A 20303-nucleotide genomic window follows, 5' to 3' on the forward strand; every position below is an offset into this window, starting at 1 on the left:
CCCAGGCTACCCAGCCGGGCGGGCGCGGGCGACGACCTCCTCGGGGGTCAGCGGCGCCTTCGGGTGGTGCGTCAGGCACAGCGGGGTGCGGACCTTGACGAACGAGAATCCCTCCCCGGCCGCGTAGAACTCACCGCTGTTGAGCAGGCCGATGTCCGGCAGCCGCCCGCCCTTGGCCTCGGCGAGCTGCCGGGCCGCGTCGATCTGCGCCGGCGCGTTGAGCAGCCCGAAGAACTGCGTCGTCGCGTTGCCGGAGATCTGGTTGTGCAGACCCTTGGGCGCCTGGGTGGCGAAGACCAGCCCGAGCCCGTACTTGCGGGCCTGCGAGGCCAGCGCGATCGTGCTGGCGGTGCAGGCCGTGGTGCCGGTCGACGGCGCGAGCGTCTGCGCCTCGTCCATCACGAACAGCCCGCCCAGCGGTCGGTCACCGGCGGGGTGCCGTTTGATCCACGCGAAGAGCGCCATCTGCAACTGGTTGACGAAGCTCTGCCGCTCCTGATCCGAGGTGAGGCCGACGAAACTGATCACCGACACCCGGGCCCGCCGCCCCGCCGACGGTGTCAGCAGCAGCCCCGGGTCGGCCGGCGCGCCGACCCCGCCGAAGAGCGGATCGGTGACCATCGCCGCCTTGAGCGCCTCGGCCAACTCCTCGGCGAGCTTCCCGGCGCGGGCCAGCCGACTGACCCCCTCGGGCAGGTCGGTGAGGAACTCGGTGAAGCCGGGCAGGCCCACCATCCCGCTGCGGGCGTACGCCTGGAGGGCTTCGGTGAGGACGGCCTTGCCCTGCTGGGCGAGCCGGCCGGCGCGGTCCACGCCGGCCCGTGGCGCGAGCGCCTCCACGGCGGAGCGGACGGCCTGGTCGAACTCGTCGGGCCAGTCCCGCAGGGAGGTGAAGTCGGGCAGCGGCTGGAAGCTCAACGGCCGACCGGCGGTGACCCGGGGCGTCCACACCACCACCTCGGTGTGCGCGAGGTAGTCGGCGGCTCGTTCGGCGTCGCCGGGGCCCCAGCCGCCCGGCGGGTCGGGCCACGCGTCGCCGAGCCGGGCGAGGTCGTTGTTGGGGTCGAGCACGATCGCGGAGACCCCCTCGCGGGCGCACTCCTCGACCAGCCGGCGGATCAGCACGGTCTTGCCCGAGCCGGACCCGGCGAACACGACGGCGTGGCGGCGCAACGACTCCAGGGGCACCGTGAACGGTTGACCGCCGTCGACGGTCCGCCCCAGCCCGACGGCCCGACCGCCGGTGCCGACCGCGAGGTCGGCCGGGTCAGCGGTTGCGGGCCCGGCCGTCGCGCCGGTCGACGCGCCAGCGGGGACGTCGGCTTCCGGCACGTTCGTCGGGTCGGTTGCGGGGCCACCCGACGGTGGCTCGTCGTCGTCGGGCGTCGGCGGCTGGGCACCGCCGCGCGTCCCGTCGGGCCCGGGCAGGACCGCGCGGAACAGTTCGGTGCCGCTGGCCGGACGGCGGGCCACCAGCCACTCCTGCAAGGCCGTGGACGGCTCGGCAGCCATCACCCGCAGCGCCGCGAAGACCCGCAGGTCCGCCTCCGGCACGGCGCACCGCAGGCCGCCGGCCGCGTCGAAGCCGGTCAACACCTCGGTCGTACGCTTCCCGGTCGGCCACGGACCGTTGCGCAGCAGGATCAGCCGCCGCTGTGGCAGGTCCCGGTCCAACCCTGCGAGGGTGCAGGCGGCCTTGACCCGGGCGGTGACGGCGACGGCATTGGGGTGCGCGATGGCCCGGAAGCACCAGTGCGCCTCGTTCTCGGTGGCCTCGTCGAGCACCTCGATGAGCCGTCCGTGCAGCGCGGGCTTGCGTCCGGGCGGCGGATCGTACTTGTAGGTGGCTCCGGTCGGCGCCTGCTCGGCGATCCAGGCGGCCAAGCCGGCGGCGAGCAGCGGCGGCATGTGCTCGTCCTCGCCCGCCGGGTCGACGGCGGCCGACACGTCTGCGGCCTCGACGAGTTCGGCGAAGCGTTCGTCCAACTCGTGCAGGCGGCGCTCGTCCGTCGTCGGATCGGCGGAGGCGCCACGGGCGGTGCTGACCGTCGGCGTCGTGTCGGCGCCGTCGATGAGCCGGTCCAGTTCGACCACCTCGTCGCGATCACGGCACCAGGCGATGTGGCGGTCCACCCGGCGCAGCAGGGCGCGTGGCGTCAGGGTGGGGGCGTCGGCGAAAGCGGCGGGGGTGATCGGCCAGGTGGGGTGCGGTGGCCCGAAGTACATACCCGCGAACGCGGCAGCGAGGCGCTTCGCCACGATCGCCTGCCCGATCTCCGGGGTGGGGATCCGGTCCGGCAGGGTCGACGTACGGAAGCGGTCGGCGACCGGGGTGGGCGCGGTGCGGGTCATCAGCACCCAGGTGTCCGGCAGGCACGAGACCACGACCAGGGTGCGGCGGGTGATGTCGCGGAGCTTGAGCAGGCCGTCGGCGATCGGGCCGAGCACCTTGGCCTGGCCGTCCTCCAGCCCCTGATGCTGGTTGAGCAGTGAGGTGCTGGTCTGGGCGAACAGCGTGTCGAGCTGGTCCACGGCGATGACCGTGGGGTCCAGGGTCAGGGCCATCAGCCGGGAGATGTCCTGCACGACCTGCTGCGGGGTGCGGATCGCGGTGCTCAACCCCCATGCCGCCCGCGCGGCCGGGTCACCCGGTTCGGAGATGAGGTGGGCGTAACCGACGTCCTGTGCCTCGAAGTCGATGGCGCCGTGCAGGACGAGCGCCCGAGCGGTGTCCTGGGCGTCCCGCCCGACCTCCCGATCGCGCTCGCGCAGCGCCCAGATGAAGGTGTCGAGCTGCGCACGGGTCACCGGTCGGGCGCCGGCGACCGCGTCGCGGACCTCCACCGGCAGGCCGAGCTGGGGGGTGAGTCGACGCAGGAAGGTCTTCAACTGGGTGCCCCAGCCGACGTGGGGGCGGCCCATCCCCTCCACCAGGGCCAGGGCCACGCTCTCCCAGAACGTCTTGCCGCTGACCATGTCGACCAGGAAGAAGTAGCCGCCGTCGCGCTGGATCCGTTCGCGGACCGCCCCGAGCAGGTGCGTCTTGCCGGCGCCCGCGCGGCCCTGCATGGCCACGCCGAGCGGCATGCTGGTGTCGTCGGTGCGGGCCCGCGCCACCCCGCGCAGGATCTCCGCGGCCACCTTCTCGTGCAGCTCCGGCACGTTGTGCGGGCTGGGTCGCCAGACGTCGTCCGGGGTGACCGCCGGGTTGAGGTTCACCGCTTCCAGCGCGGCCCGCTGGTCGTCGGAGATCATGCCGGGCCGATCGCCAGGGCGTGGTTGTCCTCGTTCCCGATGCGGACGGCAGCGGCCCGGTCGCGTGCGGTCAGCGACTTGGTGTTCGCCACCGGGATGATGCGGACGTCCTCCCGGCCGACCATCGCCCGCAACGCCGCGTCGAGGGCGGCCCGGTCGGTGTCGGCGAGCCGGTCGCGGACGTCGGCGAGGCCGACCCAGGCGCCCGGCGCGGTGGCCAGATCCCGGTACGCGGAACGAACCAGCGCCTCCACCTCCGCCGCGGACACCGGTGCCGCTGCTGCCGGTGCCGCCGTCGTCGCCGCCGTGGGTGCCGGCGCTTCGTGTCGCGGCTCGCTGGCCGCGGGGGCAGTTGCCTCGGTCTGCTTGAAGAAATCGCCGTGGCTGACCCGGAGCCGGTCCAGCGAACGGTGCAGGTTGGACAGGACGACGAACAGCGACCGGGTCGTGGAGCCGCCCTGCCTCGGCGGCACGGAGGTGTGCAGCTGACGGGCCACCCGCCAGCCCTCCTCGGTCAGCTCGTGGGCGAACGGCCGGTGCGTCCGATCGGTGTCCACCAGGCCCAGGTCGACGAGCTTCGTGTTGTCCTTGCCGGTCAGCGTGAAACCGGCCAGCTCTTTCAGCTCGACGTTGGTGAGTCGGCGTGCCTCGACCATCAGCACCACGAGGGCGTTGATCTGGTTCGGCGTCAGGTGCGGGACGTCCGCCGGGCTCGTCATGATGTCTCATCTCCGTGGGGGTGCGTGCCGCCCGCGCGCCGCCGGGCCAGCAGCCGACGGATCCCGTCGACCACCGCCGGCGCGTCGGTGAGCACCTGCTCGTTGGTGAAGCGGAGCACGTCCAGCCCGAGAAGTTGCAGCTGCACGTCTCTCCGCCGATCGTTGGCGAAAGCGATTCGCCCACGATGCTCCGGGCCGTCCACCTCGACCGCAAGACCCTCCGTGGGCCAAAACAGATCCAGTCGGTACGCCTCGGCCAGGTCGTGCCACTCGTAGGTCTGGTTCCACCGCCGGCCCCGGGCCCAGTCGTGCGGCGCGAGCGCGCGTTCCAATGTCTGCTCGGCGGCGCTGTCACCGCGTGGCACGCCCGCGATCGGCGGCCAGGCCAGCACCGTCGACTCCGGCTCGGCGGCGGTGGCCGGAAGCCGTCCGGTCGTGCTGGCCAGCCCGGCGAATCGCGCCGGCACCGGCATGGGCACCGAGCGCACCCGGTCGGCGTGGCGCAGCGGCCCGCCGGCCAACCACACAGTGAAGCCGCCGTGCCGCACGAGCCACTCGGCGGCGGCCACCAGCGTCCGCTCGGCGTTGGCGTCGGCGTCGAGGTCGGGCAGGGCCACGACGAGTACGCAGCTCTCCCGGTCGTACGCCGCGGCGATCACGCGGGCGAGCCCGGCGGCGCGTACTCCCGGGGCGAAGCGGGACCGGCCGCCGGGGCGGCGCGGGCCGCGCAGCCCTCGCTCGGCGAGGTCGGCCAGGAAAGGGCCGAAGTGCCGGGACCGGGCGGCGGTACGGGCCGCGAGGGCCCGCACCGCCGCCACGCCGAGCGTGCCCTCGCTGTCGAAACGGTCGGCCCCCGTCAGCCAGCGGGGGAACATCGCGAGAGCTGCGGTGTCCAGTTGGTCGAGCACTGTGTCCACGAGGTCACCGAGGGGACCTGCCACAGTTGGCCGGTAGTGCACGATCGCGGGTGCTGCCGGTGGCAGCGGGTCGAGTGCCACCCGCAGCAGCTCCGGGTCGACGCCCGGCAGGTGACTCACTCGCCCCGTCGGCGGGGCAGCCCACCAGGCCCTGTTGGCGTCGCCGTTGACCCGGACGGGGTGCGCCATGGCGGCACCCTACGACACGGGCGGGCGCGACCGGGGACCCTTCGCTGACGAGGCGATGCGCCGCCGCTCAGCGCAGCCGGCGGATGTCGCCGTACGCGCGGTAGTAACCACCACGGCTGGACTCGCGCACCTCGGTCACCAGGTAGCGGGCGCCCGGCTCGCGGATCCCCTTGGGGAACTGCACCGACCAGTCGCGCCGGTAACCGTCGGAGAGCACCTGAACCCGCAGCCGCCCCCGATCGTCCAGGCACTGCACGACCACGCCCGAGCCCGAATCGCTGGTCACCTCGACGATCGTCGGTTGCACCGGCTGGGGAGCCTGGCGGGGAGCCTTGATGTCGCGTACCTCAGGCACGTTCCCGGCCTGCGCCGCGCGGATCGCCGGCTCGCTCGCGTCGATGCAGGCCAGATGGCCGCCGGTGGTGACGACGTAGAGCCGGTCGTCGTGGTACTGCATGGAGTACGCCGAGCCGCAGCCGGTGCCGAGCTTCCACAGCCGGGTGCCCGCCGCGTCGAAGCAGTAGATCGAGGACTGGCTGTCACCGGCGAAGACGTACTGGCCGCCCTCGGCGGTGGCGCAGGAGAAGACCGGGGCGTCGCACAGGTAGGTGCGTTCGAGGCGACCGGCCTTGGACAGCCGCACCACCTCGCGGCTGCTGGTGCCGGCGAACACACTGCCGTGCTCCTGCCAGCCGAAGAGCACCGAACCGGTCCTGGTGTGCCACAGTTCGCTGCCGGTACGCCACTCGTAGCCGGTCACGCCCTGCGAGTGGCCGTGGTAGATGGCGTCGTCGTCGCACCGCACCATCCAGGCCGAACGCCCCCGCCCGGGGCGACGCCACAGGAACTCGTCCTCGTGGTCGACTGCGGTGATCCCGCCGTCGGCGTCGGAGACGCCGAGGACGCCGTCGTGGATGTCCAGCCAGTAGATGTCGATCTCCGGCGCGATCGCGTACGCCACCCGGGGCACCTTGCCGGACAGGTCGTAGACGTTGCCGTCGTCGCAGCCGGCGTAGATCCAGGCGTCGTCGGCGACGATGCACTTCACCCCGTCGGGAAGGCGGACCTGGCTGCGCACCTGGGCGTCGTGGTCGAGCGTGGTGATGACTCCGTGCTCGTTGCCGACCATGCAGTGCTGCCCGTCGACGAAGATGCCGAAGGCGGGGGCGCCGGAGTCGTAGCGCCAGAGCACCGGGGCGGTGTGGGCGGTGGAGCGGGTGCTCACGATCTGCCGCCGCGACACGGTGCGCTTCTGGCGGACGCCGGGGACCGCCGGCGCGTAGCCCTTGCGGACCTTCTCCCCGATCTTCTTCGCCGCAGCGGTCCGGGCCCGGGCGTTGTCCGGATAGGCACTCGCCTTGACCTGCCCCTGGTCGCCGATCCGGCCGTAGCGCACCGTCAGCGTGGCGTTGTCGACGATGACCTCGTAGAACTTGTGCGCACCGTCCACTTCGGACAGTTCGAGGTAGGTCGTCTCCTGGGACATGGGGGCCTCCGAGGGTCAGCGAGCGGCGCGATCCGGCCGGCGCGGCGACAGTGACCACACGTTAACGGCGCCCCCCGACAGAATCGGCGTCCGGCCAGCGCAGCGCGTCGTCGCGGAGCACCGCGTGCGCGCCGACGCTCTGGTTGACGATCTGCGTCACCCGCACGTCGACCGCGATGCTGGCCAGCGCCACCGCGTCCGCGCGGCTGAGGCCGTGCAGCCGCTGCATCAGGTTCAGCATCGAGTCCAGGGCGGTGAATGTGGCGTCGTCTAGGGAGGCGCCGACGCCCAGGGTGAGCCACGCGTCGGGGGTACGGGCCACCGGGCCGGTGACCGGAAAGTCGTCGCGCACGTCGAAGGTCAACGTCACCTCGTCCATCGGACACTCGATCGCGGTGCCGCCGACCTCGCCGTCACCCTGCGCGGCGTGCCCGTCCCCGACGGAGAACAGCGCGTCGTCCACCGGGATCGGCAGCAGGAGCGTGCTACCGGCGGTGAGGTCCCGACAGTCCAGATTGCCGCCCCAGGGGCGCGGTGGGATCGTCGAGTGAAGCCCCGGCTCCGCGGGTGGCATGCCGAGCACTCCCATGAAGGGCCGCAGCGCGACCGTGTGGCCGTGCTGGTTGCGGCCGGTCATCGTCACCGGGTCCAGCGCCCAGGCGTGCACCACCGGTTGATCCTGCACGCCGTAGCGCTGGTTGAACCCACTCGGCCAGCCGCCGGCCACCGTGGTTCCCCAACTGCTCGGGATGACCGCGTCGATGCGTACCGCGAGGGTCTGGCCGGCGCGCGCACCGCGGACCGCGACCGGACCGATCAACGCGTGTCCGTAATCGGGCCGGTGCTGCGCCACCCGGGGCCGGTCCCGGTTCGGCCCGCCGGGGTACGGGCCGGCGGACCACCAGCAGTCCAGGGTGCGATAGGTGACGGTGTCGCCGGGGTCGATGGTGAGCACCGGCGGGAAGTCGGGGGAGAAGTGGCCGTGAAGGCTGTCATCCCCCGGGATGAGGGTGTGTCGCATCAGTGCAGGCTAGTGGCCACGTGCGGTGGGCGGGCAGGTGCGCGGTGGGTGCCGGGCGCACCCACCGCGCACGACTCAACCTGGGCGATGTCAACCCGAGGTGCAGGAGCGAATCTGTGGGCGGGCGCTGCTGTTGCCGTTGGTCATCGTGGTGAAGCCGAAGGTGTTGCCGCTGCCGTTGGACCGCATGGTCATGACTGTCCCGCTGCTGTCCCAGGTGGCGGTGCCGTTCCAGATGGTGGTGACCCGCTGCGGCGAGGTGATGGCCACGACCACCGTCCACGTGCTGGCGCCGCTGACCGTGACCGAGGTGTTGTACCGGTCGCCCCAGACGTTGGGGGTCGTGGCGGTAGCGGTGCAGGTGCCGCCGGCGGGCGGCGGGGTGGTGGTGGGCGGCGGGGTCGTGCCGTCCGGCGCGACGGCGCGGCCGGTGGACGGCGAGATCATGCCGGGGCACAGGTTGCGGCTGGTCAGGTTGGCCATGATCTGGGGAATGGCGTCGCGGGTGTTCTGGATCCCGTCGTGCATCAGGATGACCTGACCGGCTTGGAGTCGGCTGGCGTTGGCCACGATCTGGCTGACGCTGGCGCCGTTCCAGTCCTGGGAGTCCACGTCCCAGAGCACCTGGCGCATGCCCAGTGACGACGCGACGGACTGCAACGTGGAGTTGGTCTCGCCGTACGGCGGCCGGAACAGCACCGGTCGGCTGCCGGTGGCCGACTGGATCGCCGAGCTGGTCTGGGACAGGTCCGACTGCATCTGGGCCTGGCTCATCGAGGTCATGTGGGCGTGGTTCCAGCTGTGGTTGGCGACCCACATGCCGGCGGCCACCTGCGCCTGCGCGGCCGAGCGGTTGTTCTGGACGTTCTGCCCGACGTTGAACATGGTGGCCCGTACGCCGTTGCTGCGCAGCACGTTCAGCAGCGCGCTGGTGCTGCCGGTCGGACCGTCGTCGAAGGTGAGCCCGACGTAGCCGTTGCAGGTGGCGGCGCTCGACGGGGTGGAGGTGGCCGCGAGGACGACGCCGCACATGGCGACGGCGGTGGCGAGGACGGCGAGCGCCGCACGCAACCGCCTGGACCACAGGGCCGTGCGGGGGAAGAGCCTGCTCATCTGGTGCCCCTTCGCGCTGGCCCGGACGTGCCCTGGTGCGCGGGCAGCACAGTCCGGACAGGTGTGGATGAGTGGGTAGGTGGAGCGGAAACCGCAACGAAGCCGATCGCATTGACCTCAATGGATCGGAGTATTACAGCGAGAATTCCGACGCGTCAACAAGTTCCGGAACATCCTCGTAACAACTCAGGAAGCCGTCCCGGGGGTGGATCCAGGCATGCCTTGGTCGGAGTGGTGCTCCGATGTCGTCTCGATCGCGTCGATCGATGGGTCTGCCCGCGACGTGATCCGGAAAGTGGCCGGAATTATCGGTCGTCGATCGCCGGGTCAGCCGTCGCGCCCGTCGCGCCCCGCCGCGCGGAATAGTAAAGATTGTGAACAGAAGATGTTACAGTCACTTCGGTCGATGTCCGCTCGGGTTTCGGCCAGTGAGGTCCGAGAAAGGAGTGATCACATGACGAGACTGCGCGCGCTGGTCGCGCTGGCGGCACTGATCGTTACCGGTGGACTGGTTGCGGTCATCCCGGCCACCGCCGCGTCGGCGGCGGCCTGCTCAGCATCGTGGCAGGCCTCAGCCGTCTACTGGGGAGACGCCCAGGTCTCCCACAACGGCCGCAACTACCGGGCGAAGTGGTGGACCCAGAACGAGGCGCCGCCGGGCACGACCGGCGTCTGGGAGGACCTCGGCGCGTGCGGAGGGGGCACCACGCCGCCCACCGGTGGCACCTGTAGCTACCCGAACTGGACCGCCGGGACCTGGTACGCCACCGGGGCGATCGTGCGCTACACCAACGGTTCCTACTACATCGCCGAGCACGACAATCCGGGGTACGACCCCGTCGTCAGCACCTGGTACTGGGAGCCCTACACCTGTGGCGGTCAGCCACCAACCACCCCGCCGCCCACCAACCCGGGCGCCTTCGTGGTCACCGAGGCCCAGTTCAACCAGATGTTCCCAGGTCGGAACTCCTTCTACACGTACTCCGGGCTCGTCGCCGCGCTCAGCGCCTACCCGGCGTTCGCGCGCACCGGCAGTGCCACCGTCCAGCGTCAGGAGGCCGCAGCCTTCCTGGCGAACGTTTACCACGAGACCGGCGGGCTCGTGCACGTGGTCGAGCAGAACACCGCGAACTACCCGCACTACTGCGACTACGGCCAGCCGTACGGCTGCCCCGCCGGGCAGGCCGCCTACTACGGGCGCGGGCCGATCCAGCTCAGCTGGAACTTCAACTACAACGCCGCCGGCAACGCCCTCAACCTGCCGCTGCTGACCAACCCGTGGCTGGTGCAGACCGACGCCGCGGTGGCCTGGAAGACCGGTATCTGGTACTGGATGACCCAGAACGGGCCGGGCACCATGACCGCCCACAATGCGATGGTCAACAGCGCCGGGTTCGGTCAGACGATCCGCAGCATCAACGGCTCGATCGAGTGCAACGGCGGAAACCCCGCCCAGGTGCAGAGTCGCGTCACCAGGTACCAGCAGTTCGTCGGCATCCTCGGGGTGTCCGCAGGAGCCAACCTCTACTGCTGATCCCTGGCCGGGCCTCGGCGTACGTCCCCGGACGGCGCCGGGGCCCGGCGCATCGGCGGCCGGGGCCCGGTGGGGCGGCGGCCGTTTCGGCGCGATCAACCCGTTGACACGGCCGTGCTGCGCCCGGAACTATCAGCGGCAGTCCACCCGCCCCGGCTCCCGTTGCTCACGATCTCCAATGACAACGATGTCAGGGCTCCGACCCGCCACCCGCTCCACACTGCCCAGACGTTCGACGTACTCGACCCGGTTCGAGTCGAAAGGCTCCGTCCCTCATGTCGCACACCCCCCTTGCGCGCTCCCTCTCACCCCGCCTGATCGCGGCGACGACAGCCGCCCTGCTACCGCTGGGCCTGCTCGTCGCCGCGCCCCTGGCGAACGCCGCCCCCAACCCCGCACCGCCGGGCAACTTCACCTCCTCGTTCGAGTCCGCCGACCCGCAACCCGCCACCAGCACCGTGGAGATCGGCCCGAACGGAAAGCCGGTCCAGGCCAACCTGAGCGGCAAGGTCGCCACGCTGCCCGGCAGCCTGCTCGGCCAGGTCAGCGCCGTGACCGCGAGCGACGAGAACCCGCCGCGAGAGATCGCCGCGAACCTCCGGGACGACGATCCGTCGACCAAGTGGCTCGTGTTCGCGTCCACCGGCTGGGTGACCTACCAACTCGCCAAGCCGGCGACGGTGGCGCGCTACACGCTGACCGCGGCCGACGACGCACCGACCCGGGACCCGAAGGACTTCGTCATCCAGGGGTCGAACGACGGCAGCACCTGGACCGACCTGGACAAGCGCGCCGGCGAGAAGTTCAGCGGGCGCTTCGCCACCAAGACGTACAGCTTCACCAACCCGAACGCCTACGGCTTCTACCGGCTCAACGTCACCGCGAACTCCGGTGACTCGCTCGTGCAGCTCGCCGACTGGAACATCAGCGACGGCTCGGACGTCCGCCCGCCGGCCACCCCCATGGTCAGCGCGGCGACCGCCGGCCCGAACGGCGGCTACACCACGAAGCCGGACGTCGGGTTCACCGGGTTGGCCGCGCTGCGCTACTCCGGCGGCGCCGTGGGCAACGGCCGGTCGTACGCGACCAACAAGCTCTTCGACGTCACCATCCCGGTCGGGCCCAAGACCCGGCTGTCGTACAAGATCTTCCCCGAGTTCACCGGTGGGGACGGCCGCTACCCGTCCACCTACGCCGCCGTCGACCTGCACTTCACCGACGGCAGCTACCTGAGTGCTCGCTCGCCCGCCGACCAGCACGGCTACCCGCTCACGGGCGCCGGTCAGGGCGCCTCGAAGGTGCTCTTCGCCGACCAGTGGAACCTGGTGCAGGCCGACCTCGGCACCGTCGCGCGCGGCAAGACGATCGACCGCATCCTGCTCGCGTACGACAATCCGCAGGCCACCGGGGAGACCCGGTTCCAGGGTTGGCTCGACGACGTCGAGCTGACGGCCGCGCCGGCGTCGATCGACGGCTCGAAGCTGACCAACTACGTCGACACCCGACGGGGCACCAACTCGACGGGCGGTTTCTCGCGCGGCAACAACCTGCCGATCACCGCCGTGCCGAACGGATTCAACTTCTTCACCCCGGTGACCGACGCGACCTCCGACTCGTGGGAGTACGAGTACCACCGGATCAACAACGAGGCCAACCTGCCCATGCTCCAGGGCCTCGCGATCTCCCACGAGCCCAGCCCCTGGATGGGTGACCGCAACCAGATGTCCGTCATGCCGGTCGTCGGTGGCGGACCGCTCACCGGTCAGCCCGCCAGTCGTGCGCTCGCCTTCAGCCACGACGACGAGACGGCACAGCCGGACCTCTACCGGGTCACGCTCCAGAACGGCCTGGTCGCCGAGATGTCGCCCACCGACCACGCCGGGATCATGCGGTTCACCTTCCCCACCGGGCAGGCGACCGGAAGCCTCGTCTTCCACAACGGCACGTTCACCATCGGCGCGGACGGCACGTTCACCGGTTGGGTCGACAACGGAAGCGGCCTGTCCGCCGGGCGCAGCCGGATGTTCGTCTCCGGCGCCTTCGACCGGGCGCCGACGGCGTCCGCCGCGACCTCGGCCACCTTCGACCTCTCCGGGTCGCGGGAGGTGACGATGCGTCTCGCCACGTCGTTCCTCTCCGTCGACCAGGCGCGCCGCAACCTCGATCTGGAGGTCACCGGCAAGAGCTTCGACCAGATCCACGCCGCCGCGACGGCCGCGTGGAAGGACCGGCTCGGCCGGGTCGAGGTGCGCGGCGCCAACGAGTCGCAGCTGGTCACCATGTACTCGAACCTGTACCGGCTGAACCTCTACCCGAACTCCCAGTCGGAGAACACCGGCACCGCAGCCAAGCCGCGCTGGCAGTACGCGAGCCCGGTCTCGGCGCCGACCGGAGCGTCGACCCCCACCCAGACCGGCGCGAAGGTCGTCGACGGGCAGATCTACGTCAACAACGGCTTCTGGGACACCTACCGCACCGTGTGGCCCGCCTACGCGCTGCTCTACCCGGACGTCGCCGCCAAGATCTCCGACGGGTTCGTCCAGCACTACCGCGACGGCGGCTGGATCGCCCGCTGGTCGTCCCCGGGCTACGCCGACCTGATGACCGGCACCAGCGCGAACGTGGCGCTGGCCCAGGCGTACCTCACCGGGGTCAAGCTGCCCGACCCGCTCGCGGCCTACGACGCGGCCGTCAAGGACGCGACCGTCGCGTCCGGGCGCAGCGCGGTCGGGCGCAAGGGCATCGAAAGCTCCCTGTTTCTCGGCTACACGCCGACGTCCACGGGGGAGTCGGTGTCCTGGGCGCTGGAGGGCTACATCAACGACTTCGGCATCGGCAACATGGGTGCGGCGCTCGCCAAGGACCCGGCCACGCCGAAGTCGGAGCGGGCCCGGCTCAAGGAGGAGTCGCGGTACTTCCTGGAGCGGGCTCGCAACTACGTCCACCTCTTCGACCCGGAGACGAAGCTCTTCCAGGGCCGCGACGCCGCCGGCAACTTCCTCGCCGGTGACCCGCTGGACTGGGGTGGCGTCTACACCGAGACCAACGGGTGGAACTTCGCGTTCACCGCGCAGCAGGACGGCCAGGGCCTGATCAACCTGTACGGCGGGCAGAAGGCGCTGCGGGACAAGCTCGACGCGTTCTTCACCACCCCGGAGAACGCAGACCGCCCCGGTGGGTACGGCGGCGTCATCCACGAGATGCTCGAAGCGCGCGCGGTGCGGATGGGTCAGCTCGGCATGAGCAACCAGCCGTCGCACCACATCCCGTACATGTACAACGTCGCCGGCGCGCCGGCCAAGACCCAGGAGACGGTGCGGGAGATCCTGCGGCGTCTCTACGTCGGCAGTGAGATCGGCCAGGGCTACCTGGGCGACGAGGACAACGGCGAGATGTCGTCGTGGTACATCCTCAGCTCGCTGGGCATCTACCCGTTGCAGGCCGGGTCGTCCGAGTGGGCGATCGGCTCGCCGCAGTTCACCAGGATGACCGTGCACCGCAGCAGCGGCGACATCGTCGTCAACGCGCCGAACAACAGCGCGGCGAACGTCTACGTGCAGGATGTCAAGGTAAACGGCAAGAAGCAGCGCGGCCTGTCCCTGGATGTGGCGGCGCTCGCCAAGGGCGGCACCATCGACTTCCAGATGGGCTCCAAGCCGTCGTCGTGGGGCAGCGGCCGGAACGACGGGCCGCCGTCGCTGACCAAGGGTGACGAGGCGCCGAAGCCGTTGCAGGACGTCACCGGCCCCGGTCTCGGCACCGCGAGCGCGACCGGTGGCCAGGACGCGTCGAAGCTGTTCGACGACTCGTCGACCACGCAGCTGACCTTCACCTCGGCGACCCCGCAGATCACCTGGGCCTTCCGTGGTGGCAAGCAGAAGCCGAAGTACTACACCGTCACGTCCGGAGCCGCTGCCGGCGATCCGGCGGACTGGCGCCTTCAGGGCTCCAACGACGGCCTCACCTGGACCACAGTGGACTCCCGCGCCGGCCAGGTGTTCCCGTGGCGCAACCAGACCCGCCCGTACTCGATCGACAAGCCGGGACGGTTCGCCCAGTTCCGCCTCGCCGTCACGAAGACTGTCGGCGCCGCGCAGACCAACCTCGCCGAGGTCGAGCTGCTCGCCGGAGGTGACCTCGACCTCGGGGGCGGCGACATCACCGTCACCGCCGCGGACGACGTGCACGCGACCTCCGGCGCAGCCGTCTCGGTGCCGTTGGCCACCGTCACCGGCGGCGACGCCGGCGGCTACCAGGCCACCATCGACTGGGGTGACGGCACGCCGGTCACCGCGGGCACCGTGACGTTGAGCTCGCGGGCCGTCTACCGCATCGCCGGGTCGCACATCTACACCACGCCCGGCTACCACCAGGCGAACGTCACGGTGACCGACGGCGAAAGCCAGAGCTCCGCGACGGTCGGCGTCGAGGTGGCGTACGCCCCGGCCTCCGGTCTCACCGCCGCGTTCGACAACGTCTGCATCGGCGACGAAGGGGCCCTGGCGGCGGACTGTGACGCCAAGTCGTGGGCGTACTCGCGGGCCGCCCTGGCGGCCGGTGGTGCCACCCAGGGCCAGGCGCAGCAGGTTCCCGGAACGGCGCTGCGATTCACCCTGCCGGTGATCCCGGCCGGGCAGCCGGACAACGCCACCGGCAACGGGGCGACCGTCGTCCTCGATCTTCCGCAGGACGCGAATAGCATCTCCTTCATCGGCGCCGGAACGCAGGGCAACCAGAGCACCACCGGCACGGCGACGTTCAGCGACGGCAGCACGGCCAGCATTCCGATCCAGTTGAGCGACTGGACGCTGGGCGGCAACGCCAACGGCACCCCGTCCTACGGCAACATCATCGTCGCCCGGACGGCGTACCGGTTGCAGGGCACGAGCCGCGACGGCGCCCAGCCGTTCCTGTTCGCCACCGCGCCGTACCAGATCCCGGCGGGCAAGACGCTGGTGTCGGTGACCCTGCCGACGCAGACCGGTGACCCTCGCTCGGCGGGTCGGATCCACGTGTTCGCCGTGGCCAATGACGGCACGCCCGCCCCGGCGCTGACGACCGCCGCCCCGAAGAACCAGACGGTCACCGTCGGGCAGGCCCTCACGGCGAACCTCGGTGCGGTGACCGGTGGCGTTCCCGGTACGACGGGCTACCGCGCCCGCGTCCAGTGGGGTGACGGCACGGTTCCGAACGACGTGACGATCGGCGAGTCCGGTGCGATGAGCAGCCAGCACACCTACGCACGAGAGGGCACCTACACGGTGCGTGTCACCGCGTGGGACACGCTGTCGAGCAGCACCGAGTCCTTCACCGTGTCCGTGGCTGGGGGCGGATCGCAGCCGGCGATCGCGCTGTCCGCGTCCGGAACCGTCACCACCGGTGACGCGATCACCGTCGCCGGCAGCGGCTTCGCCGCCGGCGAGCAGGTGACCGTCAGCGTCGGCACCGACCCGGGCCGGACCATGAAGGTCGCGGCCTCCGCGACGGGAACGGTCCGCGCCTCGGTGCCGACCTCCGGTGACGCGCAACCCGGCCGGTACGCCGTCACCGCGACGGGCGCGTCCTCGCGTACGCCGGCCACGGCCACCGTCCAGGTGACCGGGGAGCCGGTGGCGCGGACCTACCAGCCGCGGGTGGCGCTGCTGACCACATCGGGCCCGCGCGGCACGTCGATCATGGTCGACGGTTCCGGGTTCGCGCCGAACGAGGTGGTCACGATCGCCTTCGGGACCGAACTGGCGGTCAGCACCGTGCGCGCTAACGGTGACGGCGTCATCTCCGGCGCGACGGTCAGCGTTCCGGGTGCGGCGAAGGCGGGCGCGACCAGCGTCACGCTGAACGGCGCCACGTCGGCGACGAAGGTGTCCCGACCGTTCACCGTCACCGGCTAGCACCGAGCCGGGGGGCAGTGCAGCCGCGTGGGGCGGGCCGTGATCACGGCCCGCCCCACGCCGCATTGCGATGATCGACTTTTCAGTGCGGTGGCAGCAACGCGTCGACCAGGTCGCGCAGCGGCCCGACCAGGTTCTGTTCGGTGGCGGAACTCAGCGGTTCCAGCTGGATCGACGATCGCAGCACCGCGACTCCGAGGCCGGCGGCGAGGGCCATCTGGGCGCGGAGCAGGAGCTGTTCGCTGCCTGGTTCGCCGGGACGCCACCCGCGAGCCGCCGCCAGTTGTTCGCTGGATCGGATCAGCACGCCGCGTCGGATCTCGTCGGCCCCCGCGTCCCCGGATGACCGCAACAGCAGTGAGAGCTGGCTCGACAGGCCCGCCGCGCCGAGGTCGGCGATGTGCCGGGCGATGGCCTCGGGCACCCGGTCGGCGGGCGTCTGACCTGTCGTTCGGCGTAGTTCGTCGCCTGCGGCTCGCAGGCACGCCTCGAACAGGCCCTCCTTCGAGGTGAAGTAGCGGCTGATCAGCGCCACGTTGACGCCCGCGTCGTCAGCGATGTCCCGGACGGTGGTGGCCGCGTAGCCGTCCCGGGCGAAGCGCTGGCGGGCGGCGTCGAGCAGCAGCTGTCGCGTCTCGGTCGCGTCCCGACGGCGACGCTGGGCCGGTTCGCCGGCGGTGTCACTGGTCGCGGGGACAGGCGGTTCTGCTGTCACGACGCGTCCTTCCTTCGCTCTGGCTCGGTGGCGGTGCTGTCGGCACTCGGGCCGCCCCGACCGCGAGGACATCGCTGGCAGCGGTGTTGCTCTCAGGCGGTATACCACCGAGTCATATCTATACCGCTGAGGTATATCGCTCTCCGAACCGCGCCGCCGGTCGTCGCCCGTCCGCAAGTAAACATATGTTGACTTTCCGGCGGATGCAAGCTCCAGAGCGGCCGGGGGGTGACGTAAACGACTGTTGACATAGCCTCCCGGCTGCGCATACTGGCTAAGTCAGCAAACGTTTACATCTAGTTCGGGGATTTCATGACCCACACCATCGAGGAGTCGACCGACCTCGGCTCCCCGCCCGGCGCCGCCCCGCGCGCCAACAGCACCCTTCTGGTGCTGTACCTGTCGCTGGGCGGCCTGGCGTTCGCCGTGCTCCAGTCGCTGGTGGCGCCCGCGCTCTCCACCATCGGAAGGGACCTGGGCGTCTCGACCGGAGACATCAGCTGGGTGCTCACGGCGTACCTGTTGGCCGCCTCGGTGCTGACGCCGATTCTCGGACGTCTCGGTGACATGGTCGGCAAGCGTCGCGTCCTCATCGGCGTCCTCGCGGCCCTCGCCGCGGGCACCCTGCTCGCCGCCCTGGCTCCCAACCTGACCGTGCTGATCGTCGCGCGGGCGCTGCAGGGAGCCGCCGGAGCGATCCTGCCGCTGTCGATCGGCATCGTCCGCGACCAACTGCCCCGGGAGAAGGTCGGCGTCACCGTCGGCCTGCTGTCGGCGATCTTCGGGGTCGGCGCCGGTGTCGGCATCGTGGCCGCGGGCCCGATCGTGGAGCACCTGTCGTGGCACTGGCTGTTCTGGCTACCGCTGGTCCTCGTCGTCGTCGCGCTGCTCGGGGCCATCTTCGGGATGCCCGAGTCGCGGGTCCGCACGCCCGGGCGGCTCGACATGCTCGGCGCGGCCATCCTGTCGGTGTCGCTGGTCTCGTTGCTGCTGGCCGTGAGCAAGGGACAAGGCTGGGGCTGGACCGAGCCGAAGACCATCGGCCTGTTCCTGCTCGGCGCGGTCGCGATGGTGGTGTTCGTCCGGGTCGAGCTACGGGTACGCGAGCCACTCATCGACATGCGCCTGATGCGGATTCGCGGTGTCTGGGCCACCGACCTCGTCGCCCTGATCCTCGGTTTCGCGATGTTCGGGACGTTCGTGTTGGTACCGACCCTGCTGCAACTTCCCGCCGCCACCGGGTACGGGTTCGGCAAGACGGTGTCCCAGGCGGGCCTGTTCCTGCTGCCCACCGTCCTGATGATGGTGGTCTTCGGTCCCCTCGCCGGTCTGCTGGACCGACGCTTCGGTCCCAAGGTTCCGATGTTCCTCGGCACGGTCGCGGTCGTCGTCGCATTCGCGCTGCCGGCGCTCGCGCACGGCGCGACCTGGCAGGTGCTGCTCTCCGGGGTGCTCACCGGCGCCGGCATCGGCCTGGCGTTCGCGGCGATGTCCAACGCCATCATCGAGAGCGTCCCGGCCGGGCAGACCGGCGAGGCGAGCGGCGTCAACACCATCGCCCGCACCATCGGCAGCAGCATCGGCGCGGCGGTCGTGGCGGCCGTCATCACGTCGAACAGCACCCCTGCGGGGCTGCCCACCGACGCGGCGTTCACCGCCGGCTTCTGGGTGTGCGCGGGCGTCGCGGTCCTGGCCGTCTTCGCGGCACTCGCCCTGCCCTCGGCGCGTCGCCGTCACGAACAGGCCGTCGCCGCCGGTGTCGACGACCTTCCGCCCGAGCCGGTCGAGCTGCACCTGCCCCACCGGCACCACTGAGCAGGCGGTTGACCGTCGCCGAACGAGCGCAGGCCGTGTCCACTGCTGGTGGGCACGGCCTGCGCCGTTCTGGTGCGACCTCAAGCTGCTCGCGGCGCGCCCAGCCGAAGGTGCCAGCGCGTGCCCTGGCTGGCGAGCCGGACGACCGCCAACGGCTCCACGTCCACCTGCCGGTACGTCGCCAACGGAAGACTAAGGGCGTGCACCACCGCGACCCGGATCACCACTGGGTGGGTGACAGCGATGACGCGCCCACCGGCCCGGTGCTGCTCGTCCAGCCACCTGCCGACCCGATCCCGCACGGCCGTGACGGACTCACCGCCGTGCGGCGCGGAGTCCGGTGCGGACAGCCAGTCGTGCAGCGCCTGCGGCTGCGTGCCAGCTATCTCCGCAAGCGACCGTCCGGACCAGTCCCCGTAGTCACAGTCGGCCAACGCCGTCTCGATCGTCGGCAGCAGGCCGAAGGCGTCGGCGGTCTGTCGGGCGGCCGCCGCGGGGCTGGACAGGCAGGTGGCGTTCACGCCGAGGGGCCCACGCCGGTCTGCGCCCGCGCGGGCCTGGGCGAGTGCGGCACGCAGGCCACCCTCGTCCAGGCCGTCGTCGGCGCCGCCGAAGCGGGCCCCGCGCAGAGCGGCGGTGTGACCGTGGGCGACCAGCCGGAGGCTGGTGCCGGTCACGTGCTCGGCAGTGCGGTGCCGGCCCGGCGACGCCGCTCGTGGTGCATCAGGGCCGCGAACAGCAGGCCGATGCCGGTCCAGAGCACGACCTGGGTGCCGAGCGAGGCCAGTCGGAAGCTCCACAGCAGGGTCGCCGGGAAGTCCGCCGGGACCTCCTGAAAGGACGGCATCACCACGTACGACACTGCCGTGACCAGCAGGAACCCGCCCACGGCCGCGGCGGCGCGCAACCACGTCGGTGCCTGGGCGCCGACCGACCGGTAGCCCAGCGAGCCGGCCCACACGGCCACCAGCCCGAGCACCACCATCAACAGGTAGGTGACGGTCCGTTGGTTGATGGTGGCCGGGTCGCCGACCGCCGGCGGGTTCGCCGGGTACTTGAGGAACGGCACGATCACCGCGCCGAGCAGCGCCGCGCCGGCCAGCAGCAGACCCGACCGCCCGTCGTCGTCGCCGCGCCGCCGCCGCCGGGACAGCAGGACGTACGCCGTGGCCAGCAGGCCACCCATCGCGGCCCCGAACAGGCCGGTGGCCAGGAACAGGCCGCCGCGCTGACCAGTGCGGCTGACCAGGGCGTCCTCGTGATCGTGCGCACCAGCGGCGGCGGGCTCGGCGTGCGACGCCGCCTCCTCGATGGCGATGGCTGCCTCGACGTGCGGTTCGCCAGCGACGTACGCGAACGCCCCGGCGAGCAGACCGGCGATCAGGCCGGCCAGCAGCCCGCGAACGAGGACGGCGACGAACGGGGGAGTGGTGGTGTTCAGTGGCACGGGACACCCAGCAGGTGCCTGCCGTCGTGCATCAGCTCGTGCAGGTACATCCCGCTGCGCGACACCGCCCCCTGGTCGAAGGCGACGAGGTACGCCAGCAGGGTGAGCACGGCAACGGTCGCCAGAGCCGTCCACAGCAGACGGGCACTGCCAGCGGGGTGCACCACCGGCTGGCTGGAAGCGGAGCTAGACATGAATACA

At 71.2% G+C, this 20303-nt stretch carries 13 protein-coding genes; 3 read left to right on the top strand and 10 right to left on the bottom strand.

Translation table 11 applies throughout. The features are described 5' to 3' along the window. Window positions 1-6: 6 nt before the first annotated feature. From ACQRWP_RS07640 to ACQRWP_RS07665, 6 genes are all read right to left on the bottom strand, one after another. A complete protein-coding gene (locus ACQRWP_RS07640) occupies window positions 7-3255 on the bottom strand; it encodes an ATP-binding protein (protein ID WP_430501437.1) in 3249 nt (1082 codons plus the stop codon). Beyond that, on the bottom strand, window positions 3252-3974 hold the full coding sequence (locus tag ACQRWP_RS07645) for a hypothetical protein (RefSeq protein ID WP_430501438.1): 723 nt from the start codon (window positions 3972-3974) through the stop codon (window positions 3252-3254). Before ACQRWP_RS07645 ends, ACQRWP_RS07640 begins: the two co-directional genes overlap by 4 nt. Then, window positions 3971-5080 carry an endonuclease domain-containing protein gene (locus tag ACQRWP_RS07650; RefSeq protein WP_430501439.1) on the bottom strand — a complete coding sequence of 370 codons (1110 nt, stop codon included), beginning with the start codon at window positions 5078-5080 and terminating at the stop codon, window positions 3971-3973. Before ACQRWP_RS07650 ends, ACQRWP_RS07645 begins: the two co-directional genes overlap by 4 nt. A gap of 67 nt (window positions 5081-5147) precedes the next feature. Continuing rightward, window positions 5148-6566, bottom strand: coding sequence for a PQQ-binding-like beta-propeller repeat protein (locus ACQRWP_RS07655; RefSeq protein WP_430501440.1), 1419 nt, complete (start codon window positions 6564-6566; stop codon window positions 5148-5150). Window positions 6567-6627: 61 nt separating this feature from the next. Next, entirely contained in the window at window positions 6628-7587 is a 960-nt protein-coding gene (locus ACQRWP_RS07660; protein ID WP_430501441.1) for an acetamidase/formamidase family protein, read from the bottom strand. Window positions 7588-7677: 90 nt separating this feature from the next. Next, window positions 7678-8700 (bottom strand): polysaccharide deacetylase family protein, encoded by a 1023-nt coding sequence (locus tag ACQRWP_RS07665; protein WP_430501442.1) that lies wholly within the window; start codon window positions 8698-8700, stop codon window positions 7678-7680. 454 nt (window positions 8701-9154) lie between these two features. Here ACQRWP_RS07665 and ACQRWP_RS07670 point away from each other — a divergent pair, with 454 nt between their 5' ends. Both ACQRWP_RS07670 and ACQRWP_RS07675 read left to right on the top strand, forming a co-directional pair. Next, a complete protein-coding gene (locus ACQRWP_RS07670; RefSeq protein ID WP_430501443.1) occupies window positions 9155-10234 on the top strand; it encodes a glycoside hydrolase family 19 protein in 1080 nt (359 codons plus the stop codon). Between the two features lie 275 nt (window positions 10235-10509). Continuing rightward, a complete protein-coding gene (locus tag ACQRWP_RS07675; protein WP_430501444.1) occupies window positions 10510-16125 on the top strand; it encodes a GH92 family glycosyl hydrolase in 5616 nt (1871 codons plus the stop codon). A gap of 82 nt (window positions 16126-16207) precedes the next feature. Here ACQRWP_RS07675 and ACQRWP_RS07680 read toward each other — a convergent pair whose 3' ends face one another. Continuing rightward, the gene (locus ACQRWP_RS07680) at window positions 16208-16840 is read right to left on the bottom strand and encodes a TetR family transcriptional regulator (RefSeq protein ID WP_430501445.1); all 633 of its coding nucleotides are present in this window, start codon (window positions 16838-16840) and stop codon (window positions 16208-16210) included. Window positions 16841-17152: 312 nt separating this feature from the next. Here ACQRWP_RS07680 and ACQRWP_RS07685 point away from each other — a divergent pair, with 312 nt between their 5' ends. Then, window positions 17153-18655, top strand: a complete 1503-nt coding sequence (locus tag ACQRWP_RS07685; RefSeq protein WP_430501446.1) for an MFS transporter — start codon at window positions 17153-17155, stop codon at window positions 18653-18655. An 80-nt stretch (window positions 18656-18735) separates the two neighbouring features. Here ACQRWP_RS07685 and ACQRWP_RS07690 read toward each other — a convergent pair whose 3' ends face one another. The 3 genes from ACQRWP_RS07690 to ACQRWP_RS07700 are packed head-to-tail and all read right to left on the bottom strand — an operon-like array spanning window position 18736 to window position 20296. Further along, window positions 18736-19332, bottom strand: coding sequence for a histidine phosphatase family protein (locus ACQRWP_RS07690; RefSeq protein ID WP_430501447.1), 597 nt, complete (start codon window positions 19330-19332; stop codon window positions 18736-18738). After that, window positions 19329-20102: a CbtA family protein gene (locus tag ACQRWP_RS07695; protein WP_430501448.1), complete on the bottom strand. Its 774-nt coding sequence runs from the start codon at window positions 20100-20102 to the stop codon at window positions 19329-19331. Before ACQRWP_RS07695 ends, ACQRWP_RS07690 begins: the two co-directional genes overlap by 4 nt. Beyond that, on the bottom strand, window positions 20093-20296 hold the full coding sequence (locus tag ACQRWP_RS07700; protein WP_124822026.1) for a CbtB domain-containing protein: 204 nt from the start codon (window positions 20294-20296) through the stop codon (window positions 20093-20095). The genes ACQRWP_RS07695 and ACQRWP_RS07700 overlap by 10 nt, the downstream gene beginning before the upstream one ends. Window positions 20297-20303 lie beyond the last annotated feature (7 nt).

The sequence above is a fragment of the Micromonospora trifolii genome (assembly GCF_050516465.1).
Lineage (GTDB): Bacteria > Actinomycetota > Actinomycetes > Mycobacteriales > Micromonosporaceae > Micromonospora > Micromonospora trifolii.

Bases quoted from the DNA above. Each gene is read 5' to 3' on its own strand.
- ACQRWP_RS07670 (WP_430501443.1), top strand. From the start codon at position 9,155: ATGACGAGACTGCGCGCGCTGGTCGCGCTGGCGGCACTGATCGTTACC.
- ACQRWP_RS07640 (WP_430501437.1), bottom strand. From the start codon at position 3,255: ATGATCTCCGACGACCAGCGGGCCGCGCTGGAAGCGGTGAACCTCAAC.
- ACQRWP_RS07655 (WP_430501440.1), bottom strand. From the start codon at position 6,566: ATGTCCCAGGAGACGACCTACCTCGAACTGTCCGAAGTGGACGGTGCG.
- ACQRWP_RS07675 (WP_430501444.1), top strand. From the start codon at position 10,510: ATGTCGCACACCCCCCTTGCGCGCTCCCTCTCACCCCGCCTGATCGCG.
- ACQRWP_RS07650 (WP_430501439.1), bottom strand. From the start codon at position 5,080: ATGGCGCACCCCGTCCGGGTCAACGGCGACGCCAACAGGGCCTGGTGG.
- ACQRWP_RS07665 (WP_430501442.1), bottom strand. From the start codon at position 8,700: ATGAGCAGGCTCTTCCCCCGCACGGCCCTGTGGTCCAGGCGGTTGCGT.
- ACQRWP_RS07645 (WP_430501438.1), bottom strand. From the start codon at position 3,974: ATGACGAGCCCGGCGGACGTCCCGCACCTGACGCCGAACCAGATCAAC.
- ACQRWP_RS07660 (WP_430501441.1), bottom strand. From the start codon at position 7,587: ATGCGACACACCCTCATCCCGGGGGATGACAGCCTTCACGGCCACTTC.
- ACQRWP_RS07685 (WP_430501446.1), top strand. From the start codon at position 17,153: ATGACCCACACCATCGAGGAGTCGACCGACCTCGGCTCCCCGCCCGGC.
- ACQRWP_RS07700 (WP_124822026.1), bottom strand. From the start codon at position 20,296: ATGTCTAGCTCCGCTTCCAGCCAGCCGGTGGTGCACCCCGCTGGCAGT.